General features: G+C 35.6%; 22 protein-coding genes. 2 read left to right on the top strand and 20 right to left on the bottom strand.

Annotation, left to right across the window (positions count from 1 at the left end; genetic code table 11):
- Positions 1–7: 7 nt before the first annotated feature.
- The 16 genes from KHA87_RS03500 to KHA87_RS03425 form a co-directional block, all read right to left on the bottom strand.
- Complete coding sequence (locus tag KHA87_RS03500; RefSeq protein ID WP_213092715.1) at positions 8–1,558, bottom strand: hypothetical protein; 1,551 nt, start codon at positions 1,556–1,558, stop codon at positions 8–10.
- A gap of 4 nt (positions 1,559–1,562) precedes the next feature.
- Complete coding sequence (locus tag KHA87_RS03495) at positions 1,563–2,402, bottom strand: ABC transporter permease (RefSeq protein WP_213092714.1); 840 nt, start codon at positions 2,400–2,402, stop codon at positions 1,563–1,565.
- Positions 2,399–3,334: an ABC transporter ATP-binding protein gene (locus KHA87_RS03490; RefSeq protein WP_213092713.1), complete on the bottom strand. Its 936-nt coding sequence runs from the start codon at positions 3,332–3,334 to the stop codon at positions 2,399–2,401. Before KHA87_RS03490 ends, KHA87_RS03495 begins: the two co-directional genes overlap by 4 nt.
- A complete protein-coding gene (locus tag KHA87_RS03485) occupies positions 3,331–5,739 on the bottom strand; it encodes a hypothetical protein (protein ID WP_213092712.1) in 2,409 nt (802 codons plus the stop codon). The genes KHA87_RS03490 and KHA87_RS03485 overlap by 4 nt, the downstream gene beginning before the upstream one ends.
- A gap of 708 nt (positions 5,740–6,447) precedes the next feature.
- Positions 6,448–7,569, bottom strand: a complete 1,122-nt coding sequence (locus KHA87_RS03480) for an N-acetyldiaminopimelate deacetylase (RefSeq protein WP_213092711.1) — start codon at positions 7,567–7,569, stop codon at positions 6,448–6,450.
- Between the two features lie 56 nt (positions 7,570–7,625).
- Positions 7,626–8,336, bottom strand: coding sequence for a 2,3,4,5-tetrahydropyridine-2,6-dicarboxylate N-acetyltransferase (gene dapD, locus KHA87_RS03475; RefSeq protein WP_213092710.1), 711 nt, complete (start codon positions 8,334–8,336; stop codon positions 7,626–7,628).
- An 87-nt stretch (positions 8,337–8,423) separates the two neighbouring features.
- Complete coding sequence (locus tag KHA87_RS03470) at positions 8,424–9,311, bottom strand: LysR family transcriptional regulator (protein ID WP_213092709.1); 888 nt, start codon at positions 9,309–9,311, stop codon at positions 8,424–8,426.
- Between the two features lie 137 nt (positions 9,312–9,448).
- Positions 9,449–9,895: a cyclic-di-AMP-binding protein CbpB gene (gene cbpB, locus KHA87_RS03465; protein ID WP_213092708.1), complete on the bottom strand. Its 447-nt coding sequence runs from the start codon at positions 9,893–9,895 to the stop codon at positions 9,449–9,451.
- A 203-nt stretch (positions 9,896–10,098) separates the two neighbouring features.
- On the bottom strand, positions 10,099–10,353 hold the full coding sequence (locus tag KHA87_RS03460) for a YkuJ family protein (protein ID WP_213092707.1): 255 nt from the start codon (positions 10,351–10,353) through the stop codon (positions 10,099–10,101).
- A gap of 310 nt (positions 10,354–10,663) precedes the next feature.
- On the bottom strand, positions 10,664–11,299 hold the full coding sequence (locus KHA87_RS03455; protein WP_213092706.1) for a DUF3993 domain-containing protein: 636 nt from the start codon (positions 11,297–11,299) through the stop codon (positions 10,664–10,666).
- Positions 11,300–11,597: 298 nt separating this feature from the next.
- A complete protein-coding gene (locus tag KHA87_RS03450) occupies positions 11,598–12,476 on the bottom strand; it encodes an acetamidase/formamidase family protein (RefSeq protein ID WP_213092705.1) in 879 nt (292 codons plus the stop codon).
- A 16-nt stretch (positions 12,477–12,492) separates the two neighbouring features.
- Complete coding sequence (gene fadH / locus KHA87_RS03445; RefSeq protein ID WP_213092704.1) at positions 12,493–13,257, bottom strand: 2,4-dienoyl-CoA reductase; 765 nt, start codon at positions 13,255–13,257, stop codon at positions 12,493–12,495.
- Positions 13,258–13,404: 147 nt separating this feature from the next.
- Positions 13,405–13,626, bottom strand: a complete 222-nt coding sequence (locus KHA87_RS03440) for a hypothetical protein (RefSeq protein WP_213092703.1) — start codon at positions 13,624–13,626, stop codon at positions 13,405–13,407.
- A gap of 460 nt (positions 13,627–14,086) precedes the next feature.
- Entirely contained in the window at positions 14,087–16,165 is a 2,079-nt protein-coding gene (locus KHA87_RS03435) for an EAL domain-containing protein (protein ID WP_213092702.1), read from the bottom strand.
- A 252-nt stretch (positions 16,166–16,417) separates the two neighbouring features.
- Positions 16,418–19,540, bottom strand: coding sequence for an MMPL family transporter (locus tag KHA87_RS03430; protein ID WP_213092701.1), 3,123 nt, complete (start codon positions 19,538–19,540; stop codon positions 16,418–16,420).
- Complete coding sequence (locus KHA87_RS03425; protein ID WP_213092700.1) at positions 19,537–19,995, bottom strand: MarR family winged helix-turn-helix transcriptional regulator; 459 nt, start codon at positions 19,993–19,995, stop codon at positions 19,537–19,539. Before KHA87_RS03425 ends, KHA87_RS03430 begins: the two co-directional genes overlap by 4 nt.
- A 186-nt stretch (positions 19,996–20,181) precedes the next feature.
- On the opposite strand from KHA87_RS03425, the gene KHA87_RS03420 reads away from it, so the two are divergent.
- Positions 20,182–20,646 (top strand): YkyB family protein, encoded by a 465-nt coding sequence (locus tag KHA87_RS03420; protein ID WP_213092699.1) that lies wholly within the window; start codon positions 20,182–20,184, stop codon positions 20,644–20,646.
- Between the two features lie 138 nt (positions 20,647–20,784).
- On the opposite strand, the gene KHA87_RS03415 is transcribed toward KHA87_RS03420, so the two are convergent.
- Positions 20,785–21,690 (bottom strand): chemotaxis protein, encoded by a 906-nt coding sequence (locus KHA87_RS03415; protein ID WP_213092698.1) that lies wholly within the window; start codon positions 21,688–21,690, stop codon positions 20,785–20,787.
- A 341-nt stretch (positions 21,691–22,031) separates the two neighbouring features.
- Between KHA87_RS03415 and KHA87_RS03410 the strand changes: the two genes are divergently transcribed.
- A complete protein-coding gene (locus tag KHA87_RS03410) occupies positions 22,032–23,186 on the top strand; it encodes an aminotransferase A (protein ID WP_213092697.1) in 1,155 nt (384 codons plus the stop codon).
- A gap of 28 nt (positions 23,187–23,214) precedes the next feature.
- Here the strand turns inward: KHA87_RS03410 and KHA87_RS03405 are convergent, their stop codons facing one another.
- The 3 genes from KHA87_RS03405 to KHA87_RS03395 are packed head-to-tail and all read right to left on the bottom strand — an operon-like array spanning position 23,215 to position 25,122.
- Entirely contained in the window at positions 23,215–23,394 is a 180-nt protein-coding gene (locus KHA87_RS03405) for a hypothetical protein (protein WP_213092696.1), read from the bottom strand.
- 55 nt (positions 23,395–23,449) lie between these two features.
- Positions 23,450–24,322, bottom strand: coding sequence for an NAD(P)-dependent oxidoreductase (locus KHA87_RS03400; RefSeq protein WP_213092695.1), 873 nt, complete (start codon positions 24,320–24,322; stop codon positions 23,450–23,452).
- Between the two features lie 14 nt (positions 24,323–24,336).
- Complete coding sequence (locus tag KHA87_RS03395) at positions 24,337–25,122, bottom strand: SDR family oxidoreductase (protein ID WP_213092694.1); 786 nt, start codon at positions 25,120–25,122, stop codon at positions 24,337–24,339.
- Positions 25,123–25,246: the final 124 nt, after the last annotated feature.

The following is a 25,246-nucleotide window of genomic DNA, read 5'->3' as shown; positions in this document are numbered from 1 at the left end:
ACACTCCTTAATCTGGATTTAAATTCGTAAAATATTGCTTTACTAGTTCCTCTAGTTGAGAAGGCAGTTGAATCCGCTCTGCATTGTCACGAAATGCTCGCTCATACTGTCCATATACTTCTTCATAGGGGCGGATGCTTCCCCTTAGGACAGGACCATTCCCTGAGGTTTGCTGCTGATTTCCACCAGGCCCAAGCTTACCTAAATCCTTTTCTATATTTGTTCCACCATTGACTTTATCCGGTATTGTTAAAAACTTCCGATCCCCCTGACCTCGGCCAGCACCTCGTCCTTTGCTACCACCATTTCCACCTTGTCCATTACCATTACCATTACCACTTCCGTTGCCATTTCCCGTAGCACCAGTTTGCCCTTGTCCCTGACCTTGACCTGCTCCTTGTCCATTTGCTGTTCCTTGCCCGTTGTTTTGATTAGTCGCTTTATTGCCTGTACCAGTATTCCCTTTACTCGATTGAGGAGATGATTCCTTATTTGGAGAGTAAGCAACTTCGTTTGAATCCAGCATTCCTTCAGTAATCATAGCTTGCTGCAGATCTAAAGCAGATTTCTGGATTGCATCTTGGGCAAGCTGCAGATCCTTTTGTTGTCCAGCTAATATTATGGCATCCTTTAATTGCTTCTTAAGCTTAGAAAGTTCCTCCTTTGTAAGAGGTTTTGTAGAATTCGATAATTGCTGTAAAGCTTGCTTCTGCTTTTCCGATAATTGATTCCAGTTTTGTTTTAAACGGTCAAACTCCTTTCCAAGACTCTTAATATCATTTTGAGAAAGTGCCTTTGCCAATGAATTCAATCCCGCACTTTTTAAATCGTTTTGAAGGTTTTGCAGCTTCGCTTTTTGCACATTTGCCTTATATTGCTTTAATTCAAGCTGATTATTTTGCTTTATTAACTTATTTAATGCTTCCCTTGCATCCTTTGAGGATTTCAAGTCTTTTTTTACTTTTTCAAGCGTTTTTTCCAATTCCTTATTTGTTTGTACTTTTGCTTGTTTTCCAAGCTTCTTTTCCACTTTCTTTATTAATTCCAGTTCCTTTTCCTTTTGCTTTGCGGCATGCATGGTTGCATTCGGTATGAAGTGGGATGCAGCTGCACCGGACCATAGGAGGATGCCACATATTATCCACATAGAATAGATCCACTTTTTCTTACGTTGTAAAACCTGGTTCTTTGTTTCTTTCATTTGCTTAACTGCATCATTTCTCTGTAATTGATAGATTTCTTCCTCTCGTTCTATAAAAGCAAAGGCGGTTCCTGCTCTGTTTTCCCCAAGAAAATCATCATACAACTGAACAGACTGCTTGAAAGTTGGCCTCTGCCGAAATATCCTTAAGGTGCCAAAAAGAATAATGATAAAGAAACCTATTAACCAATATTTGTAAATATATGGAATCACCAATATCCTAGATATTAAAAATAGTAGGAAAGAGTATGCTCCTGTTAGCAAGAACAGGAGCTGTATTTGCTTTGTCACATGTAATAGCCATAGTTGTCTCATTACCGATATCAATAGATTTTTAAATTGATTTTTTGGATCCATTCTATCACCTATTTTTCGGATTCATGTTTGGCCGAAGCTTAACAATACTTACAAACAAAACAACAGCAATAATTACTAAATAACTGATAATATAAGCACCCCAAATCGGAAATTGAATACCGGATAATCGAATAATCTCATCCTTGATATCCGGTATGAGAATACTTCCCAGCACAATTGGTGGATTTAACATTGCCAACAAATAGCAAGAAATATTTTCCGTTAACTGCTGTGCACGTGAAAAATTCAATGAGATTAAAAATAAAAAGGCTGTTCCACCTGCTAAAAATAGCGTCACTCCATAAGTGGTAATAATCGAAATGATGGTGCGTCTAATTATAGTAGAGAAAAAAGCTCCAAGACTTGCATATGCCAAAATGGTAAAAATATAAAACCCCATAATGGATAATAGTGTTCCTGGTGAAACTCCCCCAAAAAGAAAAACGATACTATAAACTGGCAAGCTTGCAATTATTAAAAGTAGCAAGTAGGAGACAGAGGAAAACAATTTACTTAAAATAATGCTTGCTGAGCTTTGCGTAGTTGTAAGCAAGATGTTTAATGTTTGCCTCTCTCTCTCTCCGCTGATAATTCCTGCCGAAAGCCCTGGTGTAATGAACAAAATTAATGCTAATTGGATGAAGGAAAGCATAATGAACATTTGCTTGCTCTCTTCCGGTCGAAAGAAGCCGGAACCGCTGAAATTGGTCATTAAGTAGATAAATCCGACGACAATAATCCCAATTGCCACTAAATATGCCAAGAGTCCCAAGAAGGTTTTTAAGGAGCGAAACCTCAGTTTAAATTCCTTATTTAATACGGGATTAATGAATAATTGTTTCATGTAAGTTCGACTCCCTTCGTTATTTCCATAAAGACATCTTCTAGGTTCGTCTCTAATTCCTTGAAGCTAACAATTGGAATATTATGTGTAATTGCTTGCTTCAATAGATTTACTTGTGATAAATCTTCACCCTTGTATACAAATTGGAAGCTATTTTCGTCCTCGAGACTTTCTACATGCAATACTTTTTCTTGATCCTCAAAAAATTGCATTGCCTTATCCCGATCTTGATGCACCTTTACAATGATTAATTTCTCCGCTTGTAATTGTTTATGAATATCCGCCACTGTACCATGGGCAACAAGTTTTCCGCCGTCTATAACCCCAATCTCATCACACATTTCCGCAAGTTCGGGTAGGATATGAGAAGAAATTAAAATGGTTTTCCCCATTGTCTTTAATTCTTTCAAAATCTCCCTCATCTCCACTCTTGCCCGTGGGTCTAATCCTGATGCAGGTTCATCCAAAATCAGTACTTCCGGATCATGGATTAAGGAACGCGCTAAGCAAAGCCTCTGCTTCATCCCTCGTGAAAGAACATCTACATAAGAATCTTTCTTATGGGATAAATTCACCAGTTCGAGAAGCTGAGGAATCAATTTTTTCCTTTCCTCAGACTGAATACCGTAGCTTGCACCATAAAAATCAAGATACTCATCCGCTCTTAAGTGATCATATACTCCAAAAAAATCGGGCATATATCCGATTTGCTTTCTTACTAGTTTCGGGTCCTTTGCAATATTAAAGCCATTTACATAAGCAGTTCCGGATGTTGGGGACAAAAGGGTCGCCAAAATCGAAAAGGTGGTAGATTTCCCCGCTCCGTTTTGTCCAACGAAACCAAAAACCGTTCCTTTTTCGATTTTTAGATTAAGAGAATCTAGAGCAGTAAACGTTCCATATCGTTTGGTAAGATCTATGATTTCAATCATGGACGAATATCCCCTTTCAAGGTGATTTGCGGGATTTTCACTTCTGGATGCTCATTCCCGCTTTTTATCAGCTTTAACTTTAATTTGTTATTAAGAACAAACCTTTCCGGATGGTCGTGTAATATAACAACTCTATTTTTTGAATTTAATTTTATATATTCATTCGTAGAGTAGTCGAAAATTCTATAATTCGTATTAGCCTCCGACTTGGTAAGTGCATTATCCTCTAATACAATTCTTATTTCCTCCAATATTGTTTTAGATGGTATCACCTGTTGAGGTAGTTGATAATTTAATTCGTATTCGCCGCCATCCAGCATCACTACACCTTTTTGTCCCGTATTTTCATCGATGATATTGCCGTTTAAAGCTTTTATTTTCAAGGAGATCTGTTCAGAATCTAAAGTGAAAGGTCCTTTGAAATCGTTTTTCACTTGAAAGGGCTGGTAAATGAAAGAAAGCTTTTCACTCTTCATTTTCTTACCCACGAAATTTGTCTTCACTACATCATCCTCTGTAATCCCTACTATTACCGGATCATTTAAATCGCTATTGTTGATTCGTGCTGCCACCAATTTTAAGACTTCCTCTTTCATCGGCTCAATATCAGATGCATTCATTCTATTCATATTTATTTGATACGCTATATTATCTGTATACTGTAAAGAAGACAAAAATGGTTCATTGATGTCCTTATTAACCGTTACGGACTCTCCTTTCTTTACAGCACCAAGCTCATAAGTATTAGAACCTGACCATATATACAGCGTTTTAAAATTATAAGGAAACTCATTTTTTATGTTGCCTGTTAATTTTCCATCCTGTAAAGATAAATCAGCCATAAATTGACCAACGTGATCCTTATGAGCAAAACTATAAAAAGATCGGGTCGACCAAAACTCCACATTAGGAAATGTTAATTCTTGCTGGTTGTGGTTATCCTCAAGCGTTGCCTGTTTGTATATCTGACCATTATTCATATTACTCACGCGAAAAAATGGGATGGCGTTTAATTCGTTTATTGGGTATTCGACCTTATAGTCGCCACTAGTATTAGACATGAGGGTTGACGTATAAAAACCGAATAAACTTCCATCCTCATTAACCTTATATACTCCCATTTGATTTTCATGTGGAGAAGCGATTCGATCCTTCGCTCCTGTAGCAAAGATACCCCCTGAAAAAAGAATGGAAAGGACAGGGATTAGCCACCATGCATGTTCTCTTTTGTCCAATTTACGCAAAAACAAATACATTACAGGAACTACTATAATGATATAGCCAACTAAAACGACTATTAAAATACCTAATGAAAAATAGGAAGAAGGAAATAAATCATTTACATCCCCTATTTGATACATCATATTATTAAAAAGGTTGTCATCCTTAAGCATTCCTTTTAAGTTGGTATTTTCCGAATTATCTAGAAGGTTACTGAACCATCCACTGTAACCTCGCCACGAAGAAAGCGGGGCATCTCCAATGGAAAATGCCATCTGTACAATTTTTCCACTCCCCACTGATTTTTGTACAATAACCGGGTGTGATTCTGTAGAGACAATGATCTTTGCGTCATCAGCTACCTTTCCCGTAAAAATCGGAAGACTTTTGAATGATGGCTTTGGATCGCTTTTTAAGAAAGATATATTATGTAATGTTGTTTCCGTGTTTAAATCCAAAGGCATACTAGATTGCAATTTTCCAAATGATTGAATACCGTTTGGAGTTCCGCCGGCTATTAATACTCCACCTTTTTTAACCCAGTTAAGAAGTGCATCCTGTTGTTTGCTATCTAAGGTGGTTAAGGCAAATTCATCGACTACGATGAAGTCAAAAAATTCTAACCCCGTTGAATCCGTCGGAAAATTATCCTTAGATAGGGAGAAGGTGCTTGAACTGCTATTTGCCAACTGTAGAACCTTTAATTCTTTTAATCTATCATAATTTTCACTCAAAAAACCTATAGCTGCAGAATCCGAAGATAATACTTTAGGTAGATCGGTTAATGCCCCAGAAATGGCTGCTTCATGCCCATTCTGCCATTTCCCCTCAAATAAATGTATAAATGGCTGCTTATCATTGGAAAAGCCCATATCTTCTGAAAATCCAGGTATTGAGATGGTATAGCTTTTTTGGGAATGTGCCGGTATTTGGACATGTAATACCTTCGCACCACCTGAATTATACGTTGGAGCAAAATTGATAAGAAGATCTCCGTTGAAATCTTCCCCTTTGTTTATCAGCTTTATATGTACTGGGACTCCTCTTCCGGTTTTTACTGTACCATCATATCCAATATCCGCCTTAACTTGAATTTCACCCTTGGCTGATGCTGGTGAGGTTAAGAATAGGAAGGATAGGATAATTATTAACGGAAGAATAGTCCACTTCATTATTTTCTTCATATTGGCCCCCATTTTTATCATTAAATTTCTATTTATTGAAGATTTCTTCTTTTTCTAGCATAGTCCTCCTTTTCTAAATGAAAACCTCCTAATGGTTTAACGAATATTTTCATTGAAACCCTACAAAATTTTCAAAAAAATAGTTTCCTTTACTATTTTACAATAGATTACCAAAAATAAAATATTTTTCATTAAGAAAAGCGGAAGCGCCTTGCACATCGGCGTATGGTTGAGTGAAATTCTTAGTTTAATTTCACATGATGTTGACTTATCGAAGGGAGAAGACGTAGAAAAATGTTAGCCGATAGGCGCTGGTGAAATTGAAAGTGAAAGTGAAATTGAAAATGAAAGCGACAATTTCACTTGGTGAAATTGAAAATGAAAGCGACAATTTCACTTGGTGAAATTGAAAGTGAAAGTGACAATTTCACTTGGTGAAATTGAAAGTGAAAGTGACAATTTCACTTGGTGAAATTGAAAGTGAAAGTGACAATTTCACTTGGTGAAATTGAAAATGAAAGCGACAATTTCACTTGGTGAAATTGAAAATGAAAGCGACAATTTCACTTGGTGAAATTGAAAGTGAAAGTGACAATTTCACTTGGATCTTAGCCAGGTTTAATTTTGTTAAATAATCTGGATAGCGTAACAATTTATACTCTCTTATCCTCGCAAAAAAAGTACACCCTTCCACAAGGTGTACCTTTTTTAAAGTATGGATAAATATTCAGAAACAGTCTTAATTGCAAGGTCAATGGCTTTTTCATCAGGTGTAAGCATAGCATGATGAAGTCCGTATGGAGAATCTACACCCAGCCAAAACATAAAACCAGGGATTTCCTTGAGCATATAGCCAAAATCCTCACCAGTCATTGCTTCCTTACAAATAAAAACGTGAACATCTTCCCTGTTTTTTAAGAATTTAATGAAATCTCGCGTGGGTTCTTCGTGATTATATACTTGATGATACATCGAGCCATAATCAATGCTCGTTTCACATTCAAAGCTTGCACCGATCCCAGAAACAACTGCCTCTATCCGGTGCTTAACCTTTTGCATTGCTTCTACTGATAGCGTCCGTATTGTACCTTCAACTCTAGAGGTTTCAGCAATTATATTCTGGACGGTTCCGCCTGTTATTTTTCCAATTGTAATAACAGCACTGTCCAATGGATCAACATTTCTTGAAATGATGGATTGGAGTTGAGTTACCAAGTAGGACGCTGCAACTACCATATCCTTTGTTTGATGTGGATATGCAGCATGCCCTCCCTTACCCTTTAAATCGATAAATAATTCAGATGTGTTAGCAAATAGCAGACCCTCTTTAATCGCGATAGTACCGACAGGATATTCCGGAGCGATATGAAGGGCCATAATCATGTCCGGCTTCCATTCCTGCATAATTGGACTTTGAAGCATTGGCAAGGCACCGCCTGGTCCTTCCTCCGCCGGCTGAAAGATAAATAATACATCATCTTTTACCGGATGGTGGACTAGATGAGTTAAGATGCCAAGTGCAATGCTCATATGAAAGTCATGTCCACATGCATGCATCTTACCTTCATGCTTGGATTGAAAAGGAAGATTCGTTTGTTCGGTAATTGGCAGCCCATCAATATCCGTCCGGTACCCAATAATTTTATTAGGATTGGTTCCAGCCACCATAACGAATAATCCTGTTTTCCATTCTTTGATTTGTAGACGTTGTTGTGGCAATGATTCCAAATAGTGCAATAAATAGGTCTGTGTTTGAAATTCCTGAAACCCTAGTTCAGGGATTTGGTGTAAGTCGCGTCTAATTTGTATAAATGGACTTATGTTTTCCATAATGCTATATCCCCTTTATAAAAAGCCTGGCATAATCATTGCCAGGCAGTTACTAATTACAACTTTCTTAATTCTTGTTTAATTTCAATTTTCGATTTTGTTTTTTCATCAATTTCTTTAATAACCTTTGCCGGTACACCCGCTACAACGGTGTTTGGCGGTACATCATTAACTACTATTGCACCTGCAGCAACTACAGATCCTCTACCTACTGTAACACCTTCTAAAATAACGGCATTTGCACCAACTAATACATCATCTTCAATGATTACCGGTTTTGCAGAAGGAGGCTCAATTACTCCAGCTAATACCGCACCAGCTCCAATATGGCAGTTCTTACCTACCGTGGCTCTCCCACCTAAAACCGCATTTAAGTCGATCATGGTACCTTCCCCAATGACCGCACCAATATTAATTACGGCCCCCATCATAATGACAGCATTGTTACCAATTTCAACTTGATCACGAATAACTGCACCAGGCTCAATACGGGCATTGATACCCTTCAAATCAAGGAGAGGAATAGCAGAATTACGGCGGTCATTTTCCACTACATAATCCTCAATTTGATTTTTATATGTATTAATGGCTTCCGAAATTACGGACCACTCTCCAAATACAACACCTGTATTGCCATTAAGAAATGTTTGAACGCCTTCTCCAAAATTTATTTCGTTCAAATTCCCTTTTATGTATACCTTTACAGGTGTAGACTTTTTACTATTTGAAATAAATGAGATAATTTCGTTTGCATCCATCATTTTCATGTTTGTTTCCCCTTTCATGCATTTCTTATTAATTATTTCTCACATTACTTTAACAGAGTAAATCATTCTATACAAGTATATTTCATTTTAGAAGGTATGTGGCTGAGTAGCTAAGAAATCATTGACCACATCAATGAAAGCTTGTACCTGTCTTAATTCAAATGCGGATTCATAACCAAGCAACCATGTGTCACGTTTCAGTCTTTGATCATGACCTCCCTTAAGCGGAATTTTGTTGATCCCTTTGACTGATCCATTTAAGGTAATGGCAGGCAAGATAGCATATCCGATACCATTAAATGTCATTTGCTTACATGTTTCAATTTGATCTACTACAATTGTGTTCTTGGGAGTTGTTTGGAATTCGCGATGCCACCAATCCTGTATTTCCTGGTAATAATTAGAATCACTTTTGAATTGGATAAACGGCCGATCCGTTTTTAACACATCTTCTATTTTGTTAATTTCTTTATCAACAAGATACAAAGTATCTTCAAACAAATGAATTTTAGGACCTTTCCAGTCAGTTGAGCCTCGCAAAATTCCTATATGCACCTCATCCTCATATAAGGACTTTAAAATCTCACTGCTCCATCCGGTAATAAGAGAAATTTTCGCTAAAGGATATTTATCAACGAAACACTTCAGTACCTGTGGTAGCCAATTTTGGCCGACAATCGAAGCGCAGGCAATTTTTAATGTTCCATGCACCTTCGAATCTAAAGATTGCAATTCTTCCCGTACCTTTTCTTCTTTCTCCAGTACTTCATTCGCAAAACGAATGACAAGCTCCCCAGAGGGAGTTAATGTAAGTCCTTTTTGAGTTCTGATAAATAATTTTGTTCCCCACTGTTTCTCTATATTTTGCAAACGTTGAGATAATGCTGGCTGAGAAACAAAAAGCCGTTCGGCTGCTTTTCTCATATTCATTTCTTCGGCCAAAACTGACAATAGGTGGAATTCGGTTGTTGACATCTATTTTTCCTCATATAAGTTTTTCTTATATTATATCTTAAATATATACTGTTTTCATTATATAGGTTTCTTATTTTCCCATGTCATTATGGTAATTTTGATTATTTCAAAAAAAAACTCCCGATATGGGAGCTTTTCTAAAAATGATTTAGCTTGTGTATATGATGATTAAGCTCTTTCAGCAATGTTCTTCGAGTAAAGATTCCAGCAAAGAAACCTTCATCATCCTCCACACATAAAAACGGATGATCAATTAGTAAAGCTAGCGCTTTTTCGAACTGGTCCGCAAGCTTAACACGAGGAATTTTAGTCGTCATGACATTTTCCACTTTATAATCACTTAATTTTTCAAATTCGATTCTTTCAAGTCCTAATATTGATTCAGTAATTAGCGAAGAGCTGATTAACCCGTGTAATCTAAATTGTGCATCCAGTACAGGGATAGCAGAATATCCACTTTTTGTTAAGACTAATAATGCATGCTCGAGACTATTCCCTACTTGAACATGAGCTACTTTTTCCGAAGGGATCATGAAATCACTAATTTTCGGTTCTAAAAATTCATTACTTTGTAAGGAAATCATTGTAAAACTCCCTCATTTATATTTATATTCCTTACATATTCTATCATAGATTATTGAAATAAGAACCAGAAAATATGATGGCAAGTATGGATTTTTCATCACATTTTTCACGTCACAGTACTTCGACCGTCTCTGTACTTCTTGCATCGTTAACATAAAATAATTATTATTTTTATATAAAAAGAGCCTTAAAAATAAGGCTCCTACGATGGGTTTTTTTCTTCTTGAACAAGATCGAAAATTTCAATGGCAGTAATATCGAGATCATCAAATTGATATTTATTCGTTTTTTTATCATCACCATACACTTCTAATTCAAATGTTTCCGTTGCAGGAAAATATTTCACCTGACAAAGTGTTTTTCCGTTTACTTCAAAACGTCTTTGACCAACCTCACCAGTTTCGTTTCCTTCTTGCATTGCTTTTAACCTTTGAATTATTCCTAACAATTGGGACATATGTAAACTCCTTTCAACAATCAGCTTTTATTCGCTTACTCTTGAAATTTCCAATATAAGAGGTTTTACAAATTCTTTCTAACTATATCATTCCCGAATGTTCATTTCTAACCATCAAATAAAGAATATTTCTTGACCATGTTACATTTTTTTAAGAGCAATAAAAACATTATAAGAGAATTCTTGTAACGATTGCAATGAAAAAAGATGTAGCAATACCAAATTCATATCCGTTGAACTCTTTTAAATATTTGAACAAAATAGTGCCAGGCACCTAAAAAGGTGCCTGGCACTACTTCAGTAACCTGCACTATCTTAACATTACGGATAAAAATGGCCCGATGTTTCCAGACATGATTAAGGCAGTTAGTGGCTGGAGAAAAAAGGAGGCATTGCTATTATTTTTAGTATTCAAACTGTTTGACTTAATCGTGTTGGATGTTTTCTTCTTTGGGACTGAGGATGGTTGAAGGATACTATCAGGTACAGAATAAAGGATTTCATCAATCTTCCACTTTCCGTTTATATTCGTGATACGGACCCCCTGATAATCGTTTTTATACACTACCGGACCGGCGTCTTTTTTAGCCATATTCTCATAAACATATACCTTACGTCCGATTTTTTTCACTTTTGTCCTCTCATCATAAGAAAAAAACGGAATGTAATATAAGGGAAAATCCGATCCAAATGTTTGATATCCGTTCTTCGTTTTCACAAGATTTTCCATATTAAACTGGGAAATAAATTCTTTCGTAAAATAATTGCTTAACATTTCCTCCACATTTTTTAATGACCGTTCTTTCTCACTTAGGACAACCTGTGTATGAAAAGCAGCCTGAACAAATTGTTTGAACGGAATACTTTTCTCCTTCGCAATTACTAAAGAATTAAAGCCAAAGAAAATAAAATTAAATATAATAACTGCTAATATTACTTTTTTCATCTTGCTATAACTCCTTCCATGCTTGTCTATGGTATTAATTGTAACAATGGAAAATTGTCGATATGCTTTTAATCGTTCGAAAAATTAACACAGAAATAGACAAACACTAGGAAATGTAGACAATGATAATACTATAAACGGTATAGGTAATTGGATTCATTTCAATAAATTTGTTGATATAATTTATCTTTATTTCAACATGTTCTCCTTACATAATTATTATGAAAATAATGTCATAATTAAGCCTCCCCTTCGACAAAAAATAAAAATCCTTACTCAGAGGAGCAAGGATTTCCTTTTAAATCAGCAATTGTTTTGGAACATTAATTCTAACTGTCACAAGCGGATTTACTAACTGACTTATTTGAATATCACACATCGCACTTAATAATCGATATGCATCATTAAAAGTTAATGAATGTTTCAACATAATGGCTTCAATAGCTGCAAGCATTCCTTTTTTAGAAGCCTTTTCTACTGTTTTTTCCGAGGCTATGAACATTATAGATTGTTTCGTTTCTACAATTGGTAAAGAAAGCTTTTTGTCATCCAGTTTCGTAACTTTGATGGTTACTTTCCCTCCAATTTCAATTCCTGATCCGTCTAATTCTCCGTCCCCCATGGAAGCGTGTAAATCTCCCAGTGCTAACAATCCACCATCATGGAAAACAGGTAGATATACTTTATTTCCCGTTGTGATATATTTCGTGTCCATATTACCACCATGATCACCAGGGGATTCACAAGATATTTTTCCTTCTAATGGGGCTACACCTATTACACCAATCATCGGCATAATGCTAAATTGAAGATCTTGATTAAAGGAGAAGATACCATTGTTTACCGGAATAATTTTTGTATCCTCCACCTTTACTTTTTCTCCTAAGGTACCCATGCCAGGATACAGAACCATAACGCCTTGGGAGTCCAATTCTATATTCAAAATATCAACACAAAGTATATCCCCCTTTTTTACACCATTGATGTAAATTGGTCCTGTTGCAGGATTAATGTATTCAAGGTCGACACTTGTTCGCAATTGACTCTCACTTGTGAATGCTCCCCCATAGCAATCATGTGTTTCTACTTGAAAAGCTTCTCCTAAATCAGCATAATACTTGGGTTTATTCTCCGCTGTAAAACTTGTAATATAATGTTTTTTTTCAAAAAATTTCATTTGTAATCCCCCATTGTTAAAATGGATATTGATTCAGCCACTGTCCCCCGTCCATTGTAATACATTCACCGTTAATATAAGCAGCTTTTTCAGAAAATAAAAAGGAAGCTAAATCAGCAATTTCCTCTGGAGTACCTAATCTTCCTAACGGAACACTATTAAGTGTTCGATTCGCCGCCTCTTCTGATTCCCATAATTTCTCTGCTCCCCCAGTCTTATCTATTGGTCCTGGTGCAATAGCATTAACCCTGATTCCGAATTTTCTGCCCCATTCTACCGCTAACGTCCTCGTTAAAGAAAGAACACCGGCCTTTGCAGCAGCTGAGTGAATCACTCCTGGACCTGCATTCCATGCATATGTCGCAACCATATTAATCATGCTGCCTTTTATACCTTTTTCTATCCAATAGTTCCCAACAGCGTGGGAACAATAAAATGTTCCGTTTAACACGATATTAATGACAGAATTCCAGCCATTAATAGAGAGCTTTTCGGCAGGGCAGATAAAATTTCCGGCTGCATTGTTGACAAGATAATCAATCTTGCCAAATCGAGCATTTGCTTCCTCTACCATTCTCACTACATCCTCATGGTTTCTAACATCCATTTGAACGGTTAATATGTTAGGATTTATTTTTTCTAATTCTTGTTTTACCGTTTGGAGTCTTTCTATATTTCTTCCCGTAATTACAACACTCGCTCCATCCTGAGCGAACTTCTGTGCCATATATTTTCCCATTCCGCTTGAACCACCTGTAATAATGACTACCTTGTCTTGCATTATTCCAACCCCTCTCAATGAATGAGTAATCATTCATTATGTTTTTAAAATATAGTCTTTTGAATATTTTATCATGGAATAGCTTTTTTACAAATATTCAATTTTTTTAAAAGTGGATAAAAAAAAAGGGTAGGCTACCCTTTTTCCTTAAATATCTCTATTCTTATTAAGCAATGAATCATTTAATCTTGTAATAGATTTAATTATAGCTTTCTTTTGACTATATCCCTTAACAGTCACCGTAATATCATTAAATTCTGTGAACACCTGTCCCCATGCATCTCCAGATGAAAAACCGTATGAATAGATTTTTATTACTCCCGATTTAGTCGGCAGGAAGAAAATGTCCATTTGCTCATGTTTGTGCATGAAAATAACCCCTTTCCCTTATCTATTCACGATATTTCTATATCAATATGTTATCTCTAACAAATTATTAATTATAGCTGTTTTCGTATAGATTATTGTTTTTCGTATTTTTGTTATAAACCCGAAAATAGTCTTAGGTAAAATTTTCGTTTAAAAAAGCAACAAGGCTTAAGAAATGAGCCTTAATCATTTAACATTATAATATAACTAGACTATACCCTTAATATATGGAGATTTCAATAGATAATATTTGGTGTGCTGTCATAATCGTTAGGAGTTTTTTCCTACAGAACCATGATGTACTGAATTTTTATTTTCACCTCCTCCATTCAAATGAAAAAGCTTAGAACATATCATATGTGATGAATCAAAAAAAATGAATTCCTAAATGCTAAACTTGCTTGTCAAAAAAATATGCCGCTTCTTTAATAGATCAGAATCTAATGAAGCGGCATTTTTATTATATATACAATACATTCTTTTCGATTTCCTCCGCACTTACAGGACGACTAAAATAAAAGCCTTGTGCCTTTAGGCATTGTGCAGATATAAGGAATTGAACTTGATCCCTTTCCTCTACTCCTTCCGCTATAACCTCCATGCCTAAATTATGAGCCAAATTAATAATCGTTTTCGTAATAGCGGCATCCTTTTCATTTACTTGAATTTCCCGTACGAAAGATTGATCGATTTTTATAATATCAATCGGAAATCTCTTCAAATAATTTAATGATGAGTATCCTGTTCCAAAATCATCAACTGAAATAATTAGTCCCATATCCTTCAATCGACGGAGCATAAATAATGCATTCCCTGTATCCTCCATGGCACCCTCGGTGACTTCTATTTCAATGGATGAAGGAGGTAACTGATAGAATAATAATGCCTTTTTAATAATGGTCGGTAAGTTTGGATCAAGTAATTGTTTAGGTGAAATATTTATAGCAACACGAATATCTTCAAAGCCTTTTTTTCTCCAAATAGATAGCTGCTCACAAACGGTATTAATGACCCATTCACCAATGGAAATAATAAGACCAGTTTCTTCAGCTAAAGGAATAAATTGCGCAGGGGAAACAAATCCAAACTTGCGATTGTTCCACCGAATTAATGCCTCAAAGCTTTTAATCTTACCATCGACTAAATTTACTTGTGGCTGATAATGCATAACAAATTCATTTTTCTGAATCGCTTTTCGCAAATGCGCCTCCATTAAAATATAATTTGGAAACGCTTCGTTCATTTCTGAACGATAAAAACGGTAATGTCCTTTCCCCTTTTCCTTCACCTGAATTAGTGCACTATCAGCATTCTTGATCAAGGTTTCTGCATCTTTTCCATCTGTTGGGAAAAGACTGATGCCAATCGATGGTGTTAGATAATAGTCCTGATCATGAATGTTAAATGGCGTATGGAATAATGAAATGATATTCCCTACAACACGTTCTACAACCTTTTTTGTCATGTTAGGCAAAATGATAACAAACTCATCGCCGCCTAGACGATAGACATGATAATGGGAAACATTTAATGTAAGCAAACGATCGGATGTTTGTTTTAATAATTCATCACCTGCTTGATGTCCTAATGTATCATTAAAATACTTAAAACGATCAATATCGAAATATATAAGAGCAAATTCTTGTTCTTTGATCATAGACTTTGTAATTTCCGTTTGCAGATGTTCTAATAAAGCAGGACGATTCCACAACCCTGTTAAGTGATCGTGCATTGCCATATAGTTCATCTTTTCATTTGTCCGCCATTGCTCAGTAGTATCACGTATGATGACATAGATTCCAGTAACTTCCCGATTAATCATTATTGGAACAGTTTTTAACTGAGCATGTAGTTTTACTCCGTCCTTCTTTATAAATGTGCAATTTTTTGTTTCTTGCGGCTCACCTAACAGAGTATTTGACATTACTCTATATATTTCTTTCACTCCATCCTTATCAACCAACTCAAAGATAGAATGATTCATTAGCTCCAATTCAGAATAACCAATCATTTTCAAGCTTGCAGGATTGGTGCTTATAATTCTACCGTTCTCATTTACGGAAAAAATGGCATCCAAATTATGATCAATAATGGACTGATATTTCTGTCTTGTTTCACTATAATCTGTAACATCCCGTGTAATTCCGATAATGTAAGGAATAGAATTTTCATCGGTTATTCCTGTTAAACAGCTTTCAAACATTCTAATTTTATTTTCATTCACTTGAACATAATCTGTAAAAGTTACGGTTTCCTTTGTTTCTAATACTTTTTTATATTGATTAATTAGGTAGTCCGCTGTATCTTTTGGCAATACCTCTTCTATTAGTGAACCAATGTGTTCTTCCTTTAAATTAGCTAGGTCCAGTCCTTTTTGGTTAACAAAAGTGTAACGGAATTTGGGACCGGGTTCTACCTTCATGATAAAAACCATGTCAGAAATTTGATGCAAGAAAATATCACGAAGCATTTTTTCTTCGTGTACATTTTTAGGATGTTTCGGATTCTTCTTTTTTAGTGTATCTTTTGTCTGCTTCATATAACCATCCCTTTTATATACCCCAGGCCCATAATGCTTAAAGAAAATTTTGTCATTTTTTATCTACTTATGTCTATTTTACTAATTATCAGTATAAATGAATAGAATGAAAGAGAAAATAATCAATTTTTCCTATTTACAAATAAAAATATGTGCGAATTTTGTCGAATTCTGAAGCTTAGGAATAAAAAAAGAGTCAGACTCCCTAATAAAATGGAATCTGACATATTTATCGGTTCATTTTCTATTTTTCTATTTGTTAGACATAAACGGCCACCAATTTGTTTTTCCAAGAGTCTTAACTAAAACAGGAACAAACAAAGGCAATACGATAAATGCATAAAATAAGAGTCCGGATAATACTAGTGTGGCAATTTGTAGTAAGGACATTACTCCTGAAGGAAGCATTGCCGCGAATGTGCCGGCTAGAATAATTGCTGCTGAAATAATAACCGTCCCCATATTTTTCATAGCCAATAATATTCCCTCTTTTATTTGTAAATGACGGTACTCTATGAATCTATCCATTAGGAAAATAGAATAATCAATTCCTAGAGCCATCAATATGACAAATCCGAAGAATGGTACGGCCCAACTGATTCCAGAATAACCGAGTATATGAACAAACACTAATTCCGTCATGGCAATAGAAGAATAATAGGTTAACAATAACGAAATAATGAGATACACAGGCATTATGAGAGATCTTAAAAGGATAATCAAAATGATCCCTATTCCTACCAGCATATATAACACGGTTCTACTATAATCAGCATCTGACATCTTATTCAAATCATGATTCATGCTTGTAGCTCCAGAAATTCCAATATGAGCATTTTCGAGCTTAGTACCTTTAAGTGATGCAGTTAACGCTTGCTTAATATGGTCAATGGTTGTCATAGCGTTATTTGAATATGGATTTTGATTTAGGATTAAGTCTATGGTTGTCATTTTGCCGTCTTTCGATATATATGTGTCTAATGCTTTTTGATAATCTGGACTATCTATTAATTCATCAGGTATATAAACACCTGATTTTTGCAAATTAACATCATTAGACATCTTATTTAAAAAATCGCTTGTTTGATTTAGACCAACTTGTATTTTCCCTAACCCTTCTGTACTTTGATTTAAACCATCTGTAAGCTGTGATAATTGCCCATCCAATGATCCAAAGCCTCGCTTTAACTGCATCTGCCCATCTGCGATTTTCCCTAAACCATTTGAAACATCAGGAAGCTTTTCGATTATTTGAGACTGTCCATCTGCCGCCTTCGACATTCCCAATTCTAATTGATCTAACCCATCAATAATTGGATCGAATCCATTTGAAAATTGAGTAAGTCCGGAATATATATTTCCTAAGACTATGTTTGCTTTGCCAAATCCATCGTTAATAATGGATAAATTTTCATTTAATTTTGACATAGCCCCACTGCTAGCCCCAAGATTCTGTGCTGCCCCTTGTACCGTTTGCTTTATTACCAGATAATCTGTATCCTCATTGATACCTTTATAATTAGCTTCGAGCTTTGCAAAATGATTGTTCAAATTGTTTAAGTTTGTTTGGAGCTCTAAAAGTCCATTTGCTATGTTACCATAATTTCCATTTATTTTTCCAAGCCCATTTTGCATTTTACGATAATTTATCAACAGTTCATTTACACCGTCTTTTAATGCAATTGCTTGCTTTCTAGCTGCGACAATACCCCTTTTCAAATCATCGGCACCTTTTGAGCCGCTCCGAATTCCTCCTTCGATTTGTTCAAGTGCTGATTGCAAATCTATTATGCCGGCTTGCAATGACTTGGTGCCAGACTCCAGGTCATCAATCCCTGCTGTTGCTGTTTTAAGCTTAGGTGCATTTTTGCTAAGTGATTTTGCGGCATTATCCAAACCATTCTTGATATCACCAATTCCTTTGTTTCCTTGTCCAATACCTTTACTGATTGTTCCTGCCTGATTTTTCACGTAAAGCTCTTTCATCACATCGCCAACTGGGCGTGTAGCACTGCGAATTTTTTCTACATGGTCGACCTTAGAAAGATCATGACTAATATTCTCAATTAATCCCAAATAATCCTTTGATTTCATTGATTCATCATTTTCGAGAACAACCGTTACCGGCATAATTTCTCCGGATCCGAAACTGTTCGAAACAATATTAAAGGCTTTTACAGATTCATAGTTATTCCCAAGTTCATCTAAGGAATTAAATGATAGTTTTCCATTGTAGCTGATTAAGAGTGGCACGATAAAAATAGCTACAATTCCTAATGCAATGAATGGACGAGTAATGGCAAGATTACCTGCCCATCCCCAGAGCTTGCTTTCTGAATGAGAAATATTACCCTTTTGCGGCCAAAAAATAACCTTTTTCAAAGATGCCATAAAGAATGGAACGATAGTAAGCAAGGCAAGTAAAAGGAATACGACACCGACTGCTACAGCAGAAGCTGATTGATAGAGCTTAAAGCTGGCAAAACCGATGGATGCAAATCCAATCATTACGGCAATACCGCTAAACAGCACCGTTTTTCCAGCTGTTTTGTAGGTTGTAATAATGGAAGGAATCACTTCATTCCCTTTCGATAGCTCCTCTTTAAACCGGCTTAAAAGCAATATACAATAATCGGTACCAATTCCGAATAGAACGGCAACTAAAAAAATTTGCGTGAAATTAGATAAAGGAAAATTAAGTTTATCTACTAAAAAGGCAACTACAGATTGACTAACTAAATAGGTTAATCCTACCGTAAACAACGGGATAATTGGAGCAACTACTGATCTAAATACCAATATTAAAACGATTAGTATAAAAGCAACCGTAATGAACTCCGTTTTTTTAAGCCCTTTTTGCGAGCTAATGACAACATCCTCATTAATTAGACCATTCCCCGTCATCATTGTATCCACATGAGGAGTTTTAATTGCCTTTTCCAACTTTTCTCTTATAGTCCTTATTTCTTTGTTTTTTAGATCGACATCTAAAATAACTAGAATTGTTTTTCCATCTTTAGAAACTAATTGATTTTCCAATTCTTTCTGATTGAAGTGTGTTGTAACCCCATTTACACTTAGTTTTTTTTCATGATCTATAATATGATGAACCGTTTTTTCTATATTATCTATTTGGACAGAATCAAGCCTGTGATTGTTATGAAAGACTACTATAAAGGATTGAGAGCCTTCCTTTTCATTCGAATGACGCTGCTTTATTTTAGAAGCTAACGTGGATGAATAGCCATCTGGAACAGTGATTTGCCCCTTTTCGCGGACAAGATTTTCCATATTCGGCGCCTTCCAAGCCAGCACTACAGCTATAACAATCCACAGGGCAAGCATTAGCCAGCGAAATTTGACTATCGATCTCATTCAGTACTTTCCTCCTTTGAATTTTGAATAATATAAGTTATTTTCTCGTAAAGATTTATAAATTGTTCCAAATCCTCAGGATCTAACTCTTTTAAATAATGACTTACGAATTTTTCAATTTTAAATTCCACTTCCTCACAGACTTGTTTTCCTTGTTCCGTGGCGGTTATGTATACATTTCTACGATCGTTTTGATCTCTCTCTCTAGAAATAAGTCCTTTACTTTCTAATTTATCTACCTTCACGGCTATTGCACTTTTGTTTACATTCAATATTTCTGTTAATTCAGAAGCACGAATAGGACCTTCAAAATGTACTTTTCTTAACATTGAAAATTGTTCTAGTGACAAGTCATCTAACACGTTCTCTGAAATAAGGGAGGAAATGCGTTTCGTCGCAAATAGATATACATCCTCATACCTCTTGATTAAAAGCTTTATTTTCTCCCTTTCCATTAGTTCACCCCCTGAACTGTTAATACCATTAACTATAAGAAATAGCTATTTGTCCTGTCAATTATTTCATTATTAAATCACACAGCCTTCATGATTTTAACATAGCCTTTCCAAGTCTATAAAAAAGTAGTATAATAAAATCAACTAATTTCTAAATTATTTAAAAATGGAAAGGAGTTCATTTGTTTGAATTCACACTCTTCCGCTCCCTTATCACCTTCAATATTAAACCTCTCACATGCTATCTTCACTGTAAACCGGCATGCTAAAACAGCCACAAACCCTAAGTTTTTATATAAATTGAAGAAAGCAGCCATTGAGAAAATGATTCGAGAAGGAAAAGCAAAAAAAATAGGGCTGCATTTTTCTGACAATCCTAAATACAGTCAGCAACAGTCCGATGTTCTTGTTCAGTGCGGAGACTATTCCTTTCATATCCCCCCATCTAAACAGGATTTTGAAATGCTCCCACACTTAGGCAAGCTAAATCAATATATTCGAAATCCAAAATGTCAAATGTCATTAAACCAAGCTAAACAATTATTGCAGGCCTATACGGGATTAAAGGAATTAAATAAAACCGAAACTATACGCCGTAAGCCTCAACCGCAAAAACCTGTTTTTAAAAGATTAGGTGATAGTTTTTATTAATACTTGAACGTTTTAAATAACGTATTCCTCTTAGAAAACTGCAATTAAATGAAAAAGAGCTCCTAATTTGAAGTGCACCTTAAATTTTAGACACAATCTAGAATTTAGGGTGCACTTTCATTAAAGAGCTCTTTTTACTTATTTAATATGCTTATCAATAGTAAGGATTAGTTCATTAATTTCTGGCTTGCTCACTTGTGCATCTGCACCAACAAGTTCACCTTTATGCATAAGACTATCCGTGATCAATGACGAAAAAATAATAACAGGTAGCTGCGATAATTTTGGATCTTCTTTAATTTTTTTCGTTAAATGATGTCCATCCATTTTGGGCATTTCAATATCTGTTATAACAAGATGCACATCATTTTCAATGCTTTTACTTCCTTGCACTTTACCTGCCAAATATTCTAAGGCATCCTGACCATTTTCAAAGAATTCTACATTTTCATACCCTGCTTCCAACAATGTATCATGAAGAAGTTTTCGAAGCAGTGGTGAATCTTCTGCAGCGACAATATGCTTGTTGGATCGTTCGCGCTTCCCTAGTTTTTTCACTTTATCCACACTAATGCCAGTGCCAGGATTCATCTCTGTAATGATACTTTCAAAATCGAGCATGAGGATCATGTCATTTTCTCTTTTGATTACACCGATTATTTGCTGTCCTCCGCCTGTATACATATCGGATGGTTTCTCAATTTGGTCCCAAGATATTCGGTGAATTTGACTAACATTATGAACATGAAAAATTACCTTTAACTGATTGAACTCTGATACGATAAATTTTTCTTTTGATGAGTCATCACTTCCACCAATATTTAATACTTTTGCTAAATCAATAACAGGCAAAACCTCGCCTCGTAATTGAATAATTCCCTCCATATATGGATGTGCATGTGGGATAAAGGTAACAGGAACAGGCTGAATAATTTCTTTTACCTTAATAACATTGATTCCAAATGTATTGTTCTGCAATTGAAATTCAATTATTTCTAACTCATTCGTGCCGCTCTCCAGCAAAATTTCACTTTTTATAGTCATATAGCTACTTCCCTTCCATTTCGAACATATATGTATCGCTCATTTCGTAAAACTACTTTGCTTATGAAATAGAAAACTAATTGTTTTCCTTATTTGAAGATAAAATGAATAAGCTTTTAACAAACGCTGCCCCTATACAAAGCCAACATCAGAATTTATAAGAAAATACAAAAACTATTAATATGTACTAAAAGTCCTACTGTAAATATAACACGAATTATGTAAGTTGTGTCCTTATTTTTTCAAATTTCTAAGTTACGCAAAAACCTTGTATAAATTCTTCTGAAAGACATGGATTAAGTGTTACTATAGAAGAAAGAAGAATGGAAGGATGACTTTATGTGGAGCACTTACTAAATAAAAAGGTTTTGGATATAGAAATCTCCGGAATTCGAAAATTCTCTAATATGGTTAGTGGATTAGAGGATATGATTTCCTTTACAATTGGTCAACCGGATTTCCCCACTCCATTACATGTGAAGGAAGCAGGGATATCCGCTATCGAAAACGACTTGACTACATATACCCATAATGCAGGCTATTTGGAATTAAGGAAGGCAGCCAGTGACTTTGTTAAGCAAAAATATAAACTTCAGTACAATCCTGAGAATGAAATCATCGTTACTGTTGGGGCCAGTGAAGCTATTGATGTCTCACTAAGAACCATACTGACCGACGGCAGTGAGGTTATTTTACCAGGGCCTATTTATCCTGGGTACGAGCCCATCATTCGAATGGCAGGTGGAATACCAGTACATATAGATACTAGGGACTCCGATTTCAAATTAACTGCAGAAAAGATAGAGCCATTTATAAATTCGAATACTAGATGTATCATTTTGCCATACCCCTCCAACCCAACAGGTGTGAGTTTATCAGAATCGGAACTAAGGGATATCGCTAAGCTCCTTAAAGGCAGGGATATATTTATCATTGCCGATGAGATATACAGTGAATTGGTTTATGAAGAGGAGCATTATTCTATAGCCAATTTATTAAGAGACCAGACCATAGTAATCAACGGATTATCGAAATCACATTCTATGACAGGGTGGAGAGTTGGATTTTTATTTGCTCCTGAAAATATTACAAAACATATATTAAAAGTTCATCAATATAATGTTTCCTGTGTATCTTCGATTTCGCAGATGGCTGCAATTGAAGCATTAACGAAAGGTATGGATGATGCAGTGCCAATGCGGATAGAATACAAAAAAAGAAGGGATTATGTTAGTTCAAGGCTTGCAGAAATGGGATTGCAATTCACGAATCCGGACGGTGCCTTTTACTTTTTTGTGAAAATCCCTACTGATCTAGAAATGTCTTCATTTGATTTTGCCATTGATTTAGCGAAGAAATACAGGCTAGCAGTTGTTCCAGGAGATGCTTTTTCTGTATATGGAGAAGGTTATTTTAGACTATCCTATGCTTGTTCTATGGAAAAACTGCAGGAAGGCTTAAACAGATTAGAATTATATATAAAAAATGGTCGATAAAAAAGTGTCCAACATAGGACACTTTTTTTTATTGACCCTTATACTTTCCGATATTCTTCCCAGCCTTTTCTTTCTTTGCTTTCTCTTTATGAATTTTGTTTGCGGCAGCACTTCCCATTTCGTGTGCAAATTCCTCATTTAATACTGCAGAATCAAAGCCTTTTTTATTCTTTTGATCTGCATCGTTTTTCTTTGTGCGCTTAGCCATTAATTTTCCTCCTAAAATTAGATATTCATAACTAGTTTTAGGAGAAGGTTGAATATTATTCAAATTCACTCCAATATTTTATTAATGCCTGTGTCCCACTGTTTTCCTCTCCTAGTTCTGCCAATTCTTCATACATTTTTTTGGCAAGGGCAAGTCCAGGAAGAGGAAGATTCATTTTTTCAGCTTCCTCCAAAGCGATTTTCATATCTTTAATAAAATGCTTAATAAAAAACCCCGGCGCAAAGTCACCAGCTAAGATTCTAGGAACATAATTACTTAATGACCAGCTTCCAGCTGCACCTGAGCTGATGGATTTTAGAACCGTTTCAGGGTTTAAACCTGCCTTTTTCGCGTACACCAATGCTTCACAAACTCCAATCATATTGGTTGCTATTGCAATTTGATTACACATTTTGGTATGCTGGCCGCTTCCTGCTGGTCCTTGGTATATAATATTTTGACCAAAGCAAGATAGGACTGGAAGAATCTGATGAAACACCTCTTCTTCCCCACCAACCATAATTGTTAATGTTCCGTTTTTTGCTCCGATATCTCCCCCGGAAACTGGGGCATCAATAGCATGAATCTCTTTCTCTTTTGCCTTTTCATATATTTTCTTCGCAAGAGTTGGGGTAGAAGTAGTCATATCAATGAAAATACTGTCTGCTTTTCCATTTTCTAATAATCCATTACTGCCAAAATAAACTTCTTCTACATCATATGGGTATCCTACAATCGTAAAAATGATTTCTGCATTTTTTGCTACTTCCATTGGACTCTTACACCAAATAGCACCTTGTTCTACCAATTCAACTGCCTTTTCCCTTGAACGATTATATATAAATACGGGATAGCCCTTGGTAAGTAAATGCTTGACCATACTCTTCCCCATAACGCCAGTTCCAATAAATCCAATTGACTTTTCCACAATACCGCTCCTTTTTAAATCGCTTTAATTTTTCCACCATCCACTAAAAAACTGCTACCAGTCATATAGGAATTAGCATCCGAAACGAGGAAAGTAACTACATTAGCGAATTCCTCCGGTTTACCGTAACGTTGTAGTGGAATCGTTTGTTTTTCAAGATTTTCTATTTCATCACGAGATAAGCCCGTTTTCTGTGCATTTACATCATCAAGATGCTTAACACGGTCCGTTGCAATTCTACCAGGACCAACCGTGTTGATTAAAATATTATATGGGGCAAGTTCTGTTGCTAATGTTTTGGATAAACCAACAATACCCGTTCTAAATGTATTTGATAAGATTAACCCTGGAATCGGTTCCTTTATAGAAGAAGATGCTATATTTATAATTTTTCCACCATTTATCTTTAATAGCGGCAATGCTTCACGGATAATTCGTATGTAAGATAGCAGGTTCAGTTCAAATGCATTTTGCCAATGCTCATCTGTGATCTCTTCAAAGGTGCCAGCAGGAGGTCCACCAGCATTATTAATAAGAATATGTAGGCTTCCAAATTCCGTTTTTGTTTTCTCAACCATTTTTCGAATATCATGCGGATTGGTAATATCACAGCCAATATAGCTCACTTTTCCTTTTCCAAGGGATGCCAATTCCTTTTCCACCTTATGCAATGCCTCTTCATTACGACTCGCAAGCATTACATTTACGCCTTCCTGTACTAATGCAGAAGCAATTGCTTTCCCTAATCCTTGACTTGAAGCTACGACAAGCGCCGTTTTGCCATTCAAACCTAATTTCATATTGAAGCCTCCTTAGTCTAAATATTCCTTTATTTTATTATAAGGAACATTTCTGATTGTTTCATTAATTATGTTTTAGAAAGGCTATTTCCAGTTAATGCCCCCTATTTTATCCATAAAAAAA

This window comes from Bacillus sp. FJAT-49736, assembly GCF_018343615.1.
Taxonomy (GTDB): Bacteria; Bacillota; Bacilli; order Bacillales; family Bacillaceae_C; genus Margalitia.
The sequence above is the reverse complement of the archived record's forward strand: the minus strand, read 5'-3'. Positions and strand labels throughout refer to the sequence as shown.